This is a genomic window from Maribacter sp. 4G9 (assembly GCF_002742265.1).
Lineage (GTDB): Bacteria > Bacteroidota > Bacteroidia > Flavobacteriales > Flavobacteriaceae > Maribacter.
The window spans coordinates 14,749-31,087 of record NZ_MDGL01000067.1 but is presented as its reverse complement, the minus strand read 5'-3'; the positions used below and the strand labels follow the sequence as shown (position 1 = coordinate 31,087).

General features: G+C 45.4%; 14 protein-coding genes. 12 read left to right on the top strand and 2 right to left on the bottom strand.

Features of this window, described 5'->3' with window-relative positions; all coding sequences use genetic code 11:
* Positions 1 to 2: 2 nt before the first annotated feature.
* The 9 genes from BFP75_RS09585 (at position 3) to BFP75_RS09545 (ending at position 11,121) form a co-directional block, all read left to right on the top strand.
* Positions 3 to 326 (top strand): DUF4133 domain-containing protein, encoded by a 324-nt coding sequence (locus BFP75_RS09585; RefSeq protein ID WP_099545089.1) that lies wholly within the window; start codon positions 3 to 5, stop codon positions 324 to 326.
* Positions 311 to 2,914 carry a TraG family conjugative transposon ATPase gene (locus BFP75_RS09580; protein WP_099545087.1) on the top strand — a complete coding sequence of 868 codons (2,604 nt, stop codon included), beginning with the start codon at positions 311 to 313 and terminating at the stop codon, positions 2,912 to 2,914. The genes BFP75_RS09585 and BFP75_RS09580 overlap by 16 nt, the downstream gene beginning before the upstream one ends.
* Positions 2,911 to 3,543, top strand: a complete 633-nt coding sequence (locus tag BFP75_RS09575) for a hypothetical protein (RefSeq protein WP_099545085.1) — start codon at positions 2,911 to 2,913, stop codon at positions 3,541 to 3,543. The genes BFP75_RS09580 and BFP75_RS09575 overlap by 4 nt, the downstream gene beginning before the upstream one ends.
* Before the next feature lie 8 nt (positions 3,544 to 3,551).
* Positions 3,552 to 4,457, top strand: coding sequence for a type IV secretion system protein (locus tag BFP75_RS09570; RefSeq protein WP_165776567.1), 906 nt, complete (start codon positions 3,552 to 3,554; stop codon positions 4,455 to 4,457).
* Positions 4,458 to 4,465: 8 nt separating this feature from the next.
* Positions 4,466 to 5,092 (top strand): hypothetical protein, encoded by a 627-nt coding sequence (locus tag BFP75_RS09565; protein ID WP_094997547.1) that lies wholly within the window; start codon positions 4,466 to 4,468, stop codon positions 5,090 to 5,092.
* A gap of 1 nt (position 5,093) precedes the next feature.
* Positions 5,094 to 6,125, top strand: coding sequence for a conjugative transposon protein TraM (gene traM / locus BFP75_RS09560; protein ID WP_099545081.1), 1,032 nt, complete (start codon positions 5,094 to 5,096; stop codon positions 6,123 to 6,125).
* Positions 6,122 to 7,111 (top strand): DUF4138 domain-containing protein, encoded by a 990-nt coding sequence (locus BFP75_RS09555; RefSeq protein WP_099545079.1) that lies wholly within the window; start codon positions 6,122 to 6,124, stop codon positions 7,109 to 7,111. The genes traM and BFP75_RS09555 overlap by 4 nt, the downstream gene beginning before the upstream one ends.
* Positions 7,112 to 7,201: 90 nt before the next feature.
* Positions 7,202 to 7,753, top strand: coding sequence for a conjugal transfer protein TraO (locus BFP75_RS09550; RefSeq protein WP_099545077.1), 552 nt, complete (start codon positions 7,202 to 7,204; stop codon positions 7,751 to 7,753).
* Between the two features lie 11 nt (positions 7,754 to 7,764).
* A complete protein-coding gene (locus BFP75_RS09545; RefSeq protein WP_099545075.1) occupies positions 7,765 to 11,121 on the top strand; it encodes a TraQ conjugal transfer family protein in 3,357 nt (1,118 codons plus the stop codon).
* 44 nt (positions 11,122 to 11,165) lie between these two features.
* Here the strand turns inward: BFP75_RS09545 and BFP75_RS09540 are convergent, their stop codons facing one another.
* Together BFP75_RS09540 and BFP75_RS09535 are read right to left on the bottom strand one after the other, a co-directional pair.
* Positions 11,166 to 11,615, bottom strand: coding sequence for a hypothetical protein (locus BFP75_RS09540; protein ID WP_123803374.1), 450 nt, complete (start codon positions 11,613 to 11,615; stop codon positions 11,166 to 11,168).
* A gap of 358 nt (positions 11,616 to 11,973) precedes the next feature.
* On the bottom strand, positions 11,974 to 12,417 hold the full coding sequence (locus BFP75_RS09535; protein WP_099545071.1) for a DUF3347 domain-containing protein: 444 nt from the start codon (positions 12,415 to 12,417) through the stop codon (positions 11,974 to 11,976).
* 139 nt (positions 12,418 to 12,556) lie between these two features.
* Here BFP75_RS09535 and BFP75_RS09530 point away from each other — a divergent pair, with 139 nt between their 5' ends.
* From BFP75_RS09530 to BFP75_RS09520, 3 genes are all read left to right on the top strand, one after another.
* The gene (locus BFP75_RS09530; protein WP_099545070.1) at positions 12,557 to 13,777 is read left to right on the top strand and encodes a DUF4856 domain-containing protein; all 1,221 of its coding nucleotides are present in this window, start codon (positions 12,557 to 12,559) and stop codon (positions 13,775 to 13,777) included.
* A 78-nt stretch (positions 13,778 to 13,855) separates the two neighbouring features.
* The gene (locus BFP75_RS09525; RefSeq protein ID WP_099545068.1) at positions 13,856 to 14,971 is read left to right on the top strand and encodes an imelysin family protein; all 1,116 of its coding nucleotides are present in this window, start codon (positions 13,856 to 13,858) and stop codon (positions 14,969 to 14,971) included.
* A 3-nt stretch (positions 14,972 to 14,974) separates the two neighbouring features.
* Positions 14,975 to 16,339, top strand: coding sequence for an HTTM domain-containing protein (locus BFP75_RS09520; protein WP_099545066.1), 1,365 nt, complete (start codon positions 14,975 to 14,977; stop codon positions 16,337 to 16,339).

The following is a 16,339-nucleotide window of genomic DNA, read 5'->3' as shown; positions in this document are numbered from 1 at the left end:
TCATGGAAAACAAGCTGGTCAAAATTCCAAAGGCCCTGCAAAAGGACGTCTCCTTCTTTGGGCTTCGCGCTAAATATGTGGACCAAGCCTTTAAGGGCTCGTTCCTATCCCTGATGGTAGGGCTGTTCCTCAGCACGGTCATCCCGACCTTTCTGAGCCTTTTGCTTTCCTTCTGTACCGCGGCCCTCTATATCGTACTCATGCTTTTCTATTCAAAGGCTTATGGGGAAAATGGCTTTATCAAGTCCCGAGCGAACAGAAAGGGACCGGATACCATTAAGGGCCATGTCAACAAAAAAAATTTGGTGCTATGGAAAAAAGATTGAATCTTCTGGATGCCTTTCCCATTTACGGTTATGAGGCACCGATCTTGGTATCCAAGGAACGGGGTTGCCTGAGCATTCCGTTGCAATTGGAACTTCCCGAAATCTACACTTTGGACAGCAAGGATTATCTGAACCTGAACCGGATGGTCTCGGGTATCTTGGAAATCCTGGGCGAGAACTGTCTTTTGCACAAACAGGACCTCTTCTTCGGGGAAACCTATTCCATGGACCGACAACGATTGGAACGGGATTTTTTCGAGACCGAGGACGAACGCTATTTCAAGGACAGGCCCTTTTTGGAGCACCGGTGCTATCTAGCCATCCATAAAGTGCCCAAAAACTATATCGGCCGCACGCCTATCGGGGCCAATTCCTTCTTAAAAAAGGAGCGCCGGTTCTATGGCCAAAGCTATGTTCCCGAAGAATACCTCGATGGGGACACAATGGCGGATTTCGAGGCCAGGGTCGGTGCCGTCAACGATCTTATCAACGATTCGGGCCTGATGAGCTCGAAAATCCTTGATTCCGAGGGACTTTTCGGTCGAGCGGGCTATTACGATTGTTATCTGGAAGCGCGCTACGGGGAAGGTACGGGAAGGGATATCGACTTTTCCGAACACGGGCTGCGGGTCGGCGACAAACAGGGACAGTACTTTACTTTGGAAAACCTGGACCAGTTCTCCAAGGAGGATATGGCCTTTCACGAATATTTTGGAAAATACAGCACCGGTGACAACCTCTTTCCTATAGGAAACCTGTTTTCCTTGGGGTTCAGGATTCCGCAGGAACATATTGTCAACCAATATATCTATACCCCCGAAAAGGAGAAGGCCATGGCCAAACTTAGGTCGAAGGCCAAACGTCTGGACAAATATGCCCGCAACCGCAAGGGGGACAAGAACAGTACCTACCGGGACCAAATCTATGAGTTCCAGCAGCATATCCTGAACGAGCATAAGGAACTGGTCTATTATCACTTGAACGTATTGGGCCTTTCTAGCTCCAAAAAATCCTTTAGGTCGATGTGCAATTCCATCCGGTCGGCTTTTCGGAAGCTGGGCATCCATGCCAAGGAAAATACCGTGGACCGAAAAAACCTCTTTTTCGGGGGTATCCTTGGCAACGGCATTGGGTTGAGCATGGAACTCTTCAGCCCCTTTTCCTCGGAGATGGCGGCCAGTCTCTGGTATTTTGAAGGTGGATATCGAAACAGGATGCACGGCCCCCACGGACTGCGCATGGTCGATAGGGCCACGGGAAAACCATTATTGGTAAGTCTCTACCGCGATCCCGAGGCAAAGGACTGGATCTTTAACCGGGGCATGCTCATCGCCTCCGGTTCCGGTGGCGGAAAGACCTTTTATGCCAATGCCTATCTGTTCTCCGAATATCGCGAGGGAGCGGAAATCCTCATTCTTGAGAACGGGAATTCCTATGATAAGTTGTTGGACCATCTGGACGGGGTCGTCATAGAGAACGACGACAAAAATCCCTTTACGTTCAACCCCTTTATGCTGGATTCAGGGGATATGGTAGAAAAAGATGGCCAAAAGATGCTTACCGAGCACAAGCTGACCCAGCTTATCGCATTGGTCTATCTTCTGTTGGGACGAAAGGACAATGCAATGGACGACGGTCATGACAGTGCCGTGATCCAGACCATTATTGAATTGTTGGTACAGGGATATTATCGGGACCAGTTTATCAAGGATAGTCCCGATAACTCCTTCAATACTTTTTATGAATATTCGGAAAGGCATTTGGAGCGACTTATGGATTCCAAGGGCATACGAAAGGAAGTCTTCGACCCCAATCTGTTTTTACTGCTCTTGGGCAAATATGCCCACGATGGCCCCAGGGCATACCTGTTGAACAGTAGGGACAAAAGGATAGCCCAATTGGGCCGTGAAAGGTTGGTCTACTTCAAACTCGAAAACCTAATCGAAAACGAACAGCTCTTTCCGATCTTGGCGTTCCTGATGATCGATGTGTTCGACAAAAAACTGAAGGATCCAAAAAAACTTTCCTTAAACAAAATATTGGTCGTTGACGAGGCGTGGAACCTGTTCGACAATCCGATAATGGCCAATTATTTTGACGCCAAATCCAGAATGGCCCGGAAATATGGGGGCCAGCCCATTTTTATCTCGCAAAAGGTAAGCGATTTTGTCAAATCCAAATACATAGGCAATACCATCGTAGTCAACAGCCACATCAAAGTATTGCTTGACCTCGGCGAGTTCGGCAATTCCTTTGGGGAGATCCAACGGTTATTGGGCCTGAACGAGAAACAGAAGCAACTGATCCTATCCATCAACAAAGATTTGCCCATGGGCCGAAAGCTAAGGGAAATGGCCATTTGTTGGAAGGACCGCGTCAAGGTGTTCGGATTGGAAACCTCATTGCCGACCAAATGCCTGTTCGAGACCAACCCCAACGAAAAAGCAAAGATCAACCGTCTCCACGAAAAACACGGTCGTGTTTGGCAAAGAACGGCCAACGCCTACAAACAGCTACAAAACGAACTGGTGGAATCCGGTTCTGGGAATTTGAACGGCAGCGACATTAACCCTAAAAATAGAAAATGATGATATACTTGAAACCAAGAATTGTTTACCTAAGAATTTTAATCGGGCTACTCCCTTATTTCGGGTCCGCTCAGATTCCCGTGACCGATGTGGCGGCCAATGCCCAACTGGTAATCCTCAATCAAAATGTGGCAACATTGAATTCGCAACTGGTCACGTTGAACTCGACCATGGGCAAGCTTTTGGCACAGATGGAACGAAACGTTACCGTCAATTCCAGTGCCTCCAAGATCCTGAGCCAGGACCTTACGGCAAAACGGACCCCTGCCAGTTATGTCATGGGAAGTCCCGAAATGACCGAACTCTATAACCTGAAGGACAAGATCGTGGAAGCCTATAAGGGTACTCAGAAAAATCTGCGCTCTTTCGCCAATCTGGAAAAGGTAGAAAAGGAAAGGGCGACCGAAACCTTGGCCGATGCCCTGGTACAGGTTACCTCCTTGGTCTCCCAAGGATCGCATATCGCCTCCACGGGCGAAATCATCGAATCGGCCGACCGGCTTTCGGCACTACGGTCAATCTTGGACAAAATGGACAGCGTGCTGGAAACCATCATAAAGGTCAATACCTCGCTCTTGCAAAAAAACGAACACCGCAAAGCGGTTTATTCCTTGATCAAGACCAATTGATGTACGTTATGCAATCGGATACAGGTTTTAGGGTAACGGTCAACACGATATTCGACCAATATATCGATGATGCCTTTGCGAATTTGGGGCCCACCTTGGGCATTGGTTTTCAAATGGCAAAGATCGGGTTGGGCATTTTCGCCATCATGCATTTTGTGGGCAATGATCGTGCCGATGTGTTCAAGGCCCTAAAGTGGTTTCCGTTGATGTTCATCCTTTTCAACTATTCGGAGTTTGCACACGCCATCTTTGAATTCTATAGCAACCTCGGCTCCTCGTTTGTCAGTACCCAAAAGAACTGGGATACCATCGGGCAAAAGGTGGCCCTGGCCCAGATCGATGTGGCCGCCAACAATGTGGTGGAATGGAACATGTTCAGCATGGATATCGATGGACTGCAATCCTTTGCCCTTACCGGTTTGGCCGGTTCCATAACGGCCTTTGCCCACATCATCTCGACGTTGATTTTCGTGGGCATCAAGGCATTGGCCACCATCTACCTGTTCATTCTTATCATTTTCGGGCCTATCAATATCGGGCTTTCGTTCATTCCCGCCATTTCGGGCCTTTGGAAAGCATGGTTGCAAAAGTTCATGAGCCTCTGCCTATGGCTTCCCATGTTGTATGTAGTGGATATGTTCATGGTCAATCTTGTCGATGCGCTCGTGGACCATTTGTTGCGTAACAGTGCCTACGACCTCGGATTGATCTTGAGTTCCTCCCTCCTAATCTTGATGACCTCCTTCTTTTATATCAAGGCCCCTACACTAGCCAACTTTGTAGTGCAGGGACTCAACATTTCGGGCGGTGGCATCGTCTCCAAGCCCAAGCACTATGGCAAAAAAGCGATACAAACGGTCATCGATGCAAAGAGCGGCGGGGCCACAAAAGCGGTTAGGACACTTACGCAATAATTAGGATTATGAAAGGAAAATACGAGATATTCAATGATATCGCCCAAAGTAGAAGGCACAACAACAGGCTCGTCTATAGCTGCCTGATCTTGATGATAGCGGTCTTCGCGATTGCCATCTATTTCGTGGTATCGGCCCATGAGCGTGCCAACAATAACGCCTATGTGCTGCATGGGGGGCAACGCCTCCCCATGGTACCGATCAGGGATGCCAAGGAAAACCTCGAAATTCTTTGCGAAGGTCACGTCCAAAACTTTCATGAACTGTTTTTCTCGTTGGAACCCGATTTGAACCTGATCAAAAGAAACATAGAGGAAAAAGCCTTGTTCATGGTCGATTGGTCAGGCAACCGTTTATATGCCCGTTTGGTCGAAAAAAAATACTTCCATGATGTGGTAATGCGTGACTATCACTACTTTGTGGAACTTGATTCGATTCAAATCGACTATGCAACCTATCCGTTTCCGTTTACTTTTTACGGCAAACAGGCCATAGAAAAAGGCAAATCCACAACGTATAGGAACTTGGTCACTAAGGGGCACCTGAAAAAAGCGGGCATTACCCCGAACAACCTGAACGGAATCAAGATTATCGACTTTGAGGTCGTGGACAATTCCGATCTCGAGCGTAGGTAACATGAAATTCAATGGCAACATAAAGCGTTTGAAGCGATGGGTCGTAAGGCACAGAAATTTTGCCATGGCCCTACCTTTTATTCTGGTACTGACCAGTTTTTTTGTCATTGAGAACGTCAAGGATTTCCAAATGGGGCTCGGCGACACTACCGATCCCACGAATGGCTTCAATCCAGATCTTCCCGGCAAGGTTCCGACCTTGGAATCCGAAGCTATCGCCGAGCCTTGGAAATTAAAGGACTCAACAGAAAAGAAAAAGGTAGTGAAATCTTCGTCCTTACCGGACATGACCCAGATGAACGATTCGCAAAACGATTCGCTCCAAAAAATCTTGAAGCGATTGGAAGGACTATCCTTGGATACTAAACTCCAGGAAACGATGGAGACCGACCCACCGGATAGAAAGAAAACCGTGGAGAGGGAAAAGAAGAACAGGATGACCGCGGAGGAGCAGAAACAAAAATTCGTGGAGAACCGCTTGGCCTACCGTGAAATGCTGCTGGAGGGAAAAAGGAAAATAGTCGGGGAATCCTTGACCGGCAACCGCTGGCCCCAACAGGAACGGATGCCCGTTACCAAAAAGCCGATCTTCTTTAGGGCAACCGTATATGGCGATCAGTTCATCTTGCCCAATGAGAATGTAAGGCTACTGCTCATGGAAGATATGGTCCTTAGTGATAAACGATTTCCCAAAAATACCTTCATCTACGCTATGGCTTCCATACAGGGAAATAGGGTGTATTTGGATATAGACAATATCGAGCACCATCCGGTCGATATCTCCGTCAGGGACTTCAACGATGGGAGGGAAGGAATCTACAACAAAAGGGCCGGGGAACTCTGGAGGGAGTACAAGGCCGAAATGGGAGGCGATGCACTGCGAGGGGCCACCGACGAAATTACCAGCGGCGCACCGGATGTTTTAAAAGGCATCGCCCAAGGGTTGGGGACTTTCCTTCGAAAAAAAAGGTTACGGGAAAAAGAAAAAATCCTATTGATGGATGATTATGAACTCTTATTGGCAACACAATGAAAATAAAAGCTGTACTTACAATAATTGGGCTATTGGGGTCTCTATCGGTTATGGCGAAAATGGACACCATTGCGGTTTCAAGGAACTATAAGACCATTCTGGTACTGCCCGCCCCTTATGATTTTTCCATTAATGGGAAGGAGCTGAATTTTTTGGAGTCCTTTCCGACGAAAAGTGCTTCCGCAACCTCAGAGCGTATCGTTTTGCTTATCTATAACGATGTGGCACCCGACACCTCCGATTTTACGAACTATACCATTTATACCCGTGACGGTCGTGCCTATGATTTTATCCTGCAACTGGTGGACATCCCCGCCAAGAAGCGATGGACCATAACCACCGACATGGTCGATAACCTCGAAGAGCTATCCCATAAAAAAAGTGCTACTGAATTGGATGAATCCGACTTTGCTTCATATCCTGTCATAAAGGAAAAGGAAACCATAGCGGCCACTGAAACAGTTACGGAAACATTTAAAGTTATACCCGAAAAGGAGATAGATGGGGAACCCTTGCCGCTTACCCAGGAATTGTATGTCTTGGATCGAATGGAATATATACGGCGGAGATGTTATTACAACCAGTTCAACAAGGGCAAGATCATCCGATATTTTTCCAAATACGATGATGTATTTCTCTGGCTGGAGAACGTGTATTATGAGAATAACGAAATATACCTACAGTTTCGCTTGGAGAACAAGGAACATATAGACTATGATGTCAATTTTATAAGGTTCAGCATCGCCACCAACTACAAGAATAGTTCGAGCAATGTCAAGACGGAACACAAGCCCTTGTTCAGGTATAAAGTTCCCAAAAAGGTCGAGGGGAATTCCGAGAACTATTTTATGGTGGTCTTCGATAAGTTTACCCTTGACCGGAGAAAGTCCCTCGTAGTGGACCTAGATGAAGAAAAGGGCAATAGAAACCTATCCTTGGATATAGACCAACTTGTCATCAATAACCCATCAGGATTTAAATTATGAAAGGCCATAATGCGCATTTATAAGATAATGACCAACTCCAACCGATATAATAAAAAGGCTGTCATCACTGGTTGGCTAAATTTTAAATAGATGAGAACAAAGTTATTTTTCATTACGGTACTATTTTGTCTTGTGGCTTCATCCGTTTCAGGCCAAATGCGGGGCAACCTTGCTTCTTCGGTCGGCGTGAGCGGTGGCTATGTCGAGGATGGTTATGGTATTATGGGAACGTTTAATTTTCATCCCAATCGGTTCCAATATTTTCAGATAAGTGTTTTGGCCGCAATTGCCGAGGACAAGGGTGCCCAAAATATTCCCTATAATATTTTCACTATCCAGCCGGGGCTGTACTATCGTGTATTCATGGCGCCTCGAAGAAAAAATTTTAGTCTCTTCCTTGGTGGCGGTGGGCTGTTCGGATACGAGGTCATCAACAACGGAAGCAATGAACTGCCCACCGGTGCGCTTATCAATGGCAAAAGCCAATTTATTTACGGCCTATATCTCGGTGCGGAAATGGAAATAGGCCTAAGTAACGATTTTTCGCTATTGGTCAAGGCCAACGAATACTACCATGTCAATTCGGACGTGGGAAATTTTTATCCGTATGTCGGCGTCGGCCTACGGTATTTTTTGTTTTAAAAAGCGACGTTATGAAATTCAATACCCCACAACGCATAGCCGCCATAGGTTCGCTATGCATGATATTTATAATTGCCTGTAGCAAGGACTTTGAAGGAATAGTGCAGGATTCCTTTGATTTTACTTTTCATGGCACGAACGAGGAAAACGGCTTTGTATTTGAAGCTGTAAGAACGGATTTCAGCTTGGAACCCGAACGGATGGTCTCTACCGTTTCCTATTTCATGAAATATAATATCCTTGACGGAAAAGGCTATTATTTAGGTACGGAAAACGATACCATCCGCGAAAACGATACCATCCCCGTCAAGGATTTTGACCTTTCTTACCGCTATATGCCCATCGATACGGGTATGCACAAAGTCAAGGTATTAGCCTGGGATTCAAACCGATTGCAAAAGGAGTTGGAGTTGGCCTACAATGTCAAGTACGCCAGTTTCAGCTTTCTCTTGGGCAAGGGTACCGGGGATTTCATTATCAATAGCCGGAACCCCGTCAATGTAACCTTGTTACGGGACAAGAACACGGTTGCTCCGGATGGGGATTCGACCGAAGAATTTGAGATTACCTACCAACTGGAAGATGGTTCGGGCAAACTCCATTTGGACGATGTTACCTACGATGCTGGAACCCCCTTCAAGTTGCCCAAGGGCGTTACCGAATTTGGCTACTTACCAGAAACCTTGGGCGAGCACAAATTGACCATGATTGCGAAGGCTCCCGATGGGGCATCCCTGATGAACGAGTTGCTGCTGACGGTGGGAAATGTCAATTTCACATTTAGGGCAACCGCGGCATCCTCACAGGTGGAGCTGGACACCAACCTGGCAATCAATATCGATTTGCAGACACAGGAAGGGGAAAGCGAAGTTACCTATGATATTAGCCATTCCTTTTCTTCCGATAGCCAAGGCGCGGGAACCGTACGGGACCAGAATGGCGGGGTCATGGACCCCGGGACTTTTCGCGGCATTGATCCCGGCAATTATAACTATACTTTTGAGGACGATGAATTGGGGCAGCGCAAAATCTATTTTGATATACGAGACAGCAATGGCCAGAGGAAAAGGGACAGTGTCGAGATCGAGATTGCCAACATTCCCTTCACTTTTAGCGGAAATTCGGAAAGCAACCAGGTATTCGTAAACCAACGGACACAGCTTAATTTCAACATTAAATCGAACGGTAACACATCCAATATCGATTATTTCCTGACCTATGACCTAGAAGAAGGAAACGGAAGGGTTACTGGGGTCAATGGAAATACGATCCGGAACAATACCGACTATCCGGTCGACTTGGGTAATTTCCCATTGTTTTATACGCCGGAAACCTTGGGCCCGCATCGCATCAATTTTCTCGTTACGGACAATTACGGGCAAGCGGTCGGACCTGTGGAGATCGATCTGGATGCCAATCCCCTTGAACTGGAATTCAATGCCTCGGCCAATAGCAACGAGGTATTGGTAGGCCAGCGTGGTACGATTTCATTGAGCCTTATCGAACAAGGGGATTACGATGGAGTTTCCTATGAACTGAATTACTTTATTTCAGGTGGTGACGCACAATTGTACAATGGGAATTCGCCCATAATCCCTAGCCAATATTTTTCGGTAAGTCCGGGAAGCTTTGCGTATGATTTCGTTGGGCACCAGGCAGGAACCTACGAAATAACTTTTTTGCTTCGTGACAGCAACGGTCAGATTCTTGAAGATAAGGTTACCGTTGTCGTTGGCAACAACGACTTTACGGTCAATATGACCCCGTCCAAGGCTACTGAGTTTTCCAACATTCCGGTGGGTATGATCGTGGATATCGACGAAGTTCCCGACGGAGCGAACGACAGTTACACGGCTTTCTTTTCTTCTAGTCAAAACGGGTCGATGTCCATTAATGGTATAACCTATGGTCCGGGGGAACAATTTCCTTTGGGTGCCGGGGTCAACAATATTTCCTATACCGGATCGGAACCCGGACAGCATAATATCGTTCTCAGTGTCGAATCGGGATCGGACGTTACCCGAACGGCCAACACTACCATCACTTTTGACCAGGTCGATTTTACCTTTACCGGGGGCACCCAAAAATCGGACATAACCGTAGGGGAAACCACTGGCCTCAATTTTAATATTTCGGAAAGTGTCGGGTCTTCGGATTACACGATGCGTTTCAGTATGAACGGCAATGCGCTCATCAGGGACAACAATGGTATAGAGGTAAGCCCTGGGAACAGTTATGATGTTAATACGGGCAACTTTAACTGGACGCTCGAAGGTACCAATGAAAGTACCGTTCGAATGGCTTTCACGGTCCGAAACGATACCGGATTGGAGAAAACCGTGGATATAACGGTAAACGTTGCGGCCAAGGATTACACCTTTACCGCATCGGGCACATTGCAGCAGGCCTATATCGGGGAACAGGTGGATGTTAACTTCAATATTTCCGAAATCGGAATCGGTGGGGACACCTACGTGATGTATTTTTCGGCAAATGGTAACAACGGTTCTTTTGAATATGCGGGCACAAGCTATTCCGCTGGGGAAAGTTTTGATGTACCCGTTGGGGCATTTTCGGGAAAGTATGTCGGAATGACCGAAGGCAACCATAACATCACTTTTACGGTGCGCTCCTCATCAGATGTGGAAAAAACGGCCAATGTCAATATCAACTATGAAAGGTACGAGGAACCTTTCGAGTTAACCGTTAGTCAGGCTCCCGGAGAACGTTTGGAAGAAGAACCCTTTAACATCACGGTCATTACCAATGCCATTGGCACCCATGATCCGGCGGTGACCTATCAAATGACATTTTCTTTCAATGGAAACCGTGTCGGTTATTTCTTTTATGGCGGAAATAGATATGATGAGGGGGAAACAATTCCATTGAATTATGGTAGTACCAACCTTACTTTCTATCCAGAGACCCCAAATACGTTTACCATTGATTTTGAGGTGGAGAACTCAACAGGACACTCCAAAAGCGGAAGCACATTTGTTGACACTTTAGGAAGGCCCGTGGCATTGGTCAAAGGGGAAAAGCACAATGTCAGTTGCGGAGGATTGAACGGTTGTGATTATCAAGTCAGGATCTATACCTGTTTTGATATCGGGTGCTCGGAGGCCTATGGCGGTGCTACGCTGGACCAGGTGGAAATCAGGATATTCAACCGGAGTACCAACCGATGGGATACCCGATTGTTCAATTACAACGAAGCCACGGGCAGTGGAGTGTATCGATATTTCATGTTGGAAGAGGAACCCCGAGAAAGCCGTTTGAAATATCTTGATCAGGACTTTGAGGTCAGGGTCAGGGATACCAATGGCCAATGGAGTGATAAAGTGACGGGGAGAGTGGTCAGAGTTTGAGGCTCAAGAGCACTTTTAATGCAGTAAGCTAAACATAACTAAAACTAGCTTCTCTTGAAAGTATAGGTAATCACTACGTCCTGATCATCCAGAAAATCCTCTTGGTCGACTACCAATCGGTTTTGGCTAAACTCCACGATAATCCAATCGTTACGATTATCAAATCGTATAATCCGGTTGTCAATTAGTTCGTAACTATCGTCCTCGACATTTTGAAATGCGGGTACTTCCCCACAGGACAGTCCGTTCTCATTAATAGAAAAAGCACCTTTTTCTTCAGCTCCCCGAGAGCTGAAGAAAGTGAGATTATCCTTTAAGCATTGGCGTATTTCGTTGGTGTTGAACAGGTCTACATTGACCGTACCGTCACCGTTGATGTCCACGGCCGTATTGGAATCAATCGCCTCATATTCCCATTGACCCAACAAGGCTTGGTCTCTATCCGATTCCGCGACACTGTCATCATCGCTATTGCACGAAAAAAATAGTAGCATCGGGAATGCAAGAAAGATGAAAATATTTGGTTTCATTGGAATTGGCCTAGGATTACTACAAATATATCAATAAGGATTACACATTTTAAACAAGAATTTCCAAAATTAATTGTGCGTAGGCAAGATAAATGCATGGAGCGCTTTTTTGCGCCTCCATGCTTTTATGCGCGGTGCTGAGGATGTTTAAAAGCCGAAGCCGGAAAGACGACCGAGTGCGAGCCAGCGCAGCTTGCTCGCTCGGTCAGGCTTGGAGGCGAAGGGTTTTTAACTTCCGCAGGCACAGGGGCAGGCATTCTGAAAATGGCCTGTCGCATTAAAAAAAATAATTTTATAGTTATTTAGATGCTTTTTGAGGGATTTACTGTACCGTATCAATCACACTTCCGCAAGTAAGCATAGCATCCCCGTAATAAGGATTTCGTATTTCGGTATCTGCACTTATCCAAAATGCACCCTTGTTATTATTTGCCATTGGACATTTTTGGATAAAGACTTTTGGGTCTATATTATCAATATTCATTACAATGGGAACCATATTCTGATTCAATAACACAAAGTGGCTACGTTGGTTCTCAATGTCATCGTTCTCGGAAATGGCCCCCAACATCTTTTTGATTTTAGCAACGTGCGATTTTTCCATAGTCCCCAATTCCGATTCCCGAATAAGTTGGATTTCTTCCAGTGTTTCTTTTGCGAAAGCGGAAGTGTTTATTGCGTCGCTGTCAACAAAAGCGTCCTTCATTTTCAAATACGGTTTTAAGCTTTTTTGAAAAATACTTTGAGTGTTTTTGGAAAGTTCCATTTTACACTGCTGCCGTCACGTGTTAAAAATGATTTGTTATTTATATTTAATCTAAATAAAGTTTGTTCTTTCCGTTTTGATTTCTATTTTTGTCGCCGAAATAATCACTTACTTATATTAAGTCTAAATAAATTTAAAGATGAAAAAATTGTTTTTTACCGCTATTATAGGGAGCCTTATTCTTGCATCGTGTTCTTCTGATGACGACCCGATTACTGAAACATCAAACCTTGAGGTACCTGCAAACTATACCTTTGAGCGAAACGGACAATCCACAGTGGATTTTAGCGGCCAGACCACCCGTATTTTAATGGCCGAAGAAATCCTGAATGCCTTTACAGATTTCGAAAACACGACTGAAGTATCCTTGCAGGCAATGTATGCACACCAGCAAGGAAACTCCGATTTTTCGGATAATGTTTTAAATTCATCAGATAAAAATGTACGCAGCAAGACCGCAGCTTCCCAAGATTATTTTAGTGCCAATGCCACAGAAGCGGCAGCGATCAAAGCTTTGTTTGACAGCTATATTTCAGGCCAAGTCAATGAGGTATTCCCTAATAAGGATGTCTTGGCAGCAGCCGGCAGTGCCGGTCAACTTGCCGATGGTACCAAAACCCGTTATGTTAACGCCAATGGCCTAGTGTACAAGCAAATCTTCGCAAAAAGTCTTATCGGCGCCCTCATGGCGGATCAAATGCTCAACAATTATCTCAGCCCCGCTGTTCTTGATGCTGACAACAAAGTAGCGGACAATGATAATGGGATCACGGAAGAAGGAGAGGCCTTCACCACGATGGAACATAATTGGGACGAGGCCTATGGATATCTTTACGGAACATCTGTTGAACCGGCCAGCCCCAACACAACCATTGGGAGTGATGATAGTTTTTTAAATGATTATGTGGGCACGGTAAACGGGGATCCGGATTTCTCTACCATTGCTGCTGACATTTTTGACGCCTTTAAATTGGGCCGTGCCGCCATAGTGGCAAAAGATTATGCCCTGCGGGACGCCCAAGCTGCCATTATACAGCAAAAAATATCCGAGGTCATCGCCATCCGTTCCGTATATTATCTCCAACAAGGGAAAGATTTGCTCGCAATTGGGGATTTTGGGGCCGCATTCCAAAACCTTTCCGAAGGCTACGGTTTTGTTTTCAGTTTACGGTTCACTAGAAATCCGGACACGGGTACTTCCTTGTTCAGCAAAAGCGAGGTCGATGGTTTTACGTCTGATCTCTTGGCAGATGGCCCCAATGGTTTTTGGGACCTTCAACCATCAACAGTGGACGGTATTTCTGAAGCTATTGCCGCTAAATTCGACTTCACGGTCACCGAGGCAGCCAGCGCAAATTAAATAAAAGTTGAATTAACCGGATCAACCGATTTCCCAACAAAGGACAAATCGGTTGGTCCAAAATCAAAAAAAATAGTTATGAAACTTTGGAGCTTTATCTGTATTGGATTCCTGTTATTCGCCTGTTCAAAAGATGATGGGACCGGGACCATAGCACCGCCCAAATCTGGTTTTGACCGTGGCGCCATGCTCGTAAATTGGGCAGATAACATCATTGTCCCCACTTATACTTCCTTTAAAACAGAGGCAGAAAGCTTGAACAATGCCGCAACAGCCTTTACAAATGGGCCGACAGAGGCAACGCTACAGAGTTTGCGCGCCTCGTGGACAACTGCCTACATTTCCTTTCAAAAGGTCTCTATGTTCGAAATAGGCAAGGCCGAAGAGATACGGTACAGGAACCGCTTGAATATTTACCCGTCAAACACCGAAAAAATAGAAAATTTTATAGCAGCCGAATCCTACGATCTGGCCTTGCCGTCAACAATAGATGCACAGGGTTTTCCGGCTATAGATTATCTCATCAATGGCCTTGCCGGAACAGATATTGAAATAGTAAGCTTCTATAATACGAACGGCAATGCCCAGGGCTATAAAAATTATCTTGGCACCCTAACGGAAACTATCCTGCAATTGACCACAATGATACTCGATGATTGGAATGCAGGCTTTAGGGACAGTTTTGTCGCAAATACAAGTTCTTCGGCAACCGGATCTGTTGACAAAATGGCGAACGACTATATCTTCTATTTTGAAAAATCGTTGCGCGCAGGCAAAGTAGGAATACCCGCAGGTGTTTTCTCTGAACAACCGCTACCCGAAAATGTAGAGGCCCGCTATAAAGAAGATTTTTCCAAACAACTGTTACTTACGGCGATCAAGGCTAGCCAGGATTTTTTCAACGGAAAATATTCTAACAACAATACTACCGGGGAAAGCTTTAAGACCTATCTTGATTTTTTGAACAGTATTAAAAACGGGGAGGACCTAGGTAGCCTTATCAATGCACAGTTCAATGCGGCGGATACCCAGGCAAACGAATTGAACGATAATTTAGCCCTACAGATTGAAACCGACAACACCAAAATGCTAAGTACCTATGATGAGCTACAACGCAACGTTATCCTCTTGAAAGTGGATATGCTGCAGGCATTGAGCATAAATGTGGATTATGTAGACGCCGATGGCGATTAGTCCATGGTTTCACGTATAAATGCATACCGGAATAAAACTACAGATGCCGCCCCGTTGGCGGCTTTCCGTATTTTATTTGGACTGATGATGTTTGTTGGTATCGTCCGTTTTTGGAGCTATGGCTGGATCGATAAATTTTACATTCAACCCAAATTCTTTTTTTCATATTATGGGTTTGAATGGGTGCGGCCTTTGGGCGGTTACACCTATTTATTGTTCTTTATTTGCGGTATTGCGGCAATCTGCGTTGCCTTGGGGTATCGATACAGGATAGCGATCATACTTTTCTTTTTAAGCTTTACCTATATCGAGTTGATGGATAAGACCACTTACCTCAACCACTACTATTTTATTAGTTGTCTTAGTTTTTTAATGATCTTCCTCCCCGCAAATGCCTACTTTTCATTGGATGCCCATCGGGATAGGGATAAGGCCTATGGACAGGTTCCCAGATGGACCGTTGACGCCATAAAATTATTGATCGCACTTGTATATCTCTACGCCGGTTTGGCAAAATTGAACAGCGACTGGCTAATTCGGGCAATGCCGCTTAAGATTTGGTTGCCGGCCCAATATGATCTGCCACTGTTGGGGAACTTAATGCAGCGGGAATGGCTTCACTATGCCTTTAGCTGGGGCGGTGCGGCCTATGACCTGGCAATACCGTTTTTGTTATTTTATAAACCCACCCGTTGGTCAGCTTTCGCTCTGGTGGTATTTTTTCATTTGATGACCCGCATCTTGTTTCCCATAGGTATGTTCCCTTATGTGATGATCGTGAGCGCACTCGTTTTTTTCGATGCGGGAGTCCACCATAAAATACTGAAAACGCTTTCGACTATTTTTAGGATTAAAAAGGAAAAAGCAGATGCAAGGATACGCAATAAAACCTATCGCAATAAAACCAGGACTCCAATGCTTATTGTGGGTTTGTTTATTGCTTTTCAGTTACTTTTTCCTTGGCGTTATCTGCTCTATAAAAACGAGCTTTTTTGGACCGAGGAGGGATACCGCTTTTCTTGGCGCGTAATGCTCATGGAAAAAGCTGGATATGCACAATTTAAGATTGTGGATAAAAAAAAGGAGGCAGCTTTCCTTGTTGACAATACCGATTTTCTGTCAACATTTCAGGAAAAACAGATGAGCACCCAACCCGATTTTATCCTTCAGTACGCCCATTTCCTCGGAAAACATTTTACAGCACAGGGCCATAAAAATGTAGCGGTCTATGTAGAAAGTTATGTAGCACTCAACGGCAGATTAAGCCAACCTTATATTGACCCAAAAGTAAATTTATTGGAGCAGGAAGAGTCCTTTGGAGCCAAGGACTGGATATTGGAATTTAAGGATGAGATCAAAGGTTTTTAA

Coding starts and splice junctions, on each gene's coding strand:
- BFP75_RS09585 (WP_099545089.1), top strand. CDS start 3: ATGGAAAACAAGCTGGTCAAAATTCCAAAGGCCCTGCAAAAGGACGTC.
- BFP75_RS09580 (WP_099545087.1), top strand. CDS start 311: ATGGAAAAAAGATTGAATCTTCTGGATGCCTTTCCCATTTACGGTTAT.
- BFP75_RS09575 (WP_099545085.1), top strand. CDS start 2,911: ATGATGATATACTTGAAACCAAGAATTGTTTACCTAAGAATTTTAATC.
- BFP75_RS09570 (WP_165776567.1), top strand. CDS start 3,552: ATGCAATCGGATACAGGTTTTAGGGTAACGGTCAACACGATATTCGAC.
- BFP75_RS09565 (WP_094997547.1), top strand. CDS start 4,466: ATGAAAGGAAAATACGAGATATTCAATGATATCGCCCAAAGTAGAAGG.
- traM (WP_099545081.1), top strand. CDS start 5,094: ATGAAATTCAATGGCAACATAAAGCGTTTGAAGCGATGGGTCGTAAGG.
- BFP75_RS09555 (WP_099545079.1), top strand. CDS start 6,122: ATGAAAATAAAAGCTGTACTTACAATAATTGGGCTATTGGGGTCTCTA.
- BFP75_RS09550 (WP_099545077.1), top strand. CDS start 7,202: ATGAGAACAAAGTTATTTTTCATTACGGTACTATTTTGTCTTGTGGCT.
- BFP75_RS09545 (WP_099545075.1), top strand. CDS start 7,765: ATGAAATTCAATACCCCACAACGCATAGCCGCCATAGGTTCGCTATGC.
- BFP75_RS09540 (WP_123803374.1), bottom strand. CDS start 11,615: ATGCTACTATTTTTTTCGTGCAATAGCGATGATGACAGTGTCGCGGAA.
- BFP75_RS09535 (WP_099545071.1), bottom strand. CDS start 12,417: ATGGAACTTTCCAAAAACACTCAAAGTATTTTTCAAAAAAGCTTAAAA.
- BFP75_RS09530 (WP_099545070.1), top strand. CDS start 12,557: ATGAAAAAATTGTTTTTTACCGCTATTATAGGGAGCCTTATTCTTGCA.
- BFP75_RS09525 (WP_099545068.1), top strand. CDS start 13,856: ATGAAACTTTGGAGCTTTATCTGTATTGGATTCCTGTTATTCGCCTGT.
- BFP75_RS09520 (WP_099545066.1), top strand. CDS start 14,975: ATGGTTTCACGTATAAATGCATACCGGAATAAAACTACAGATGCCGCC.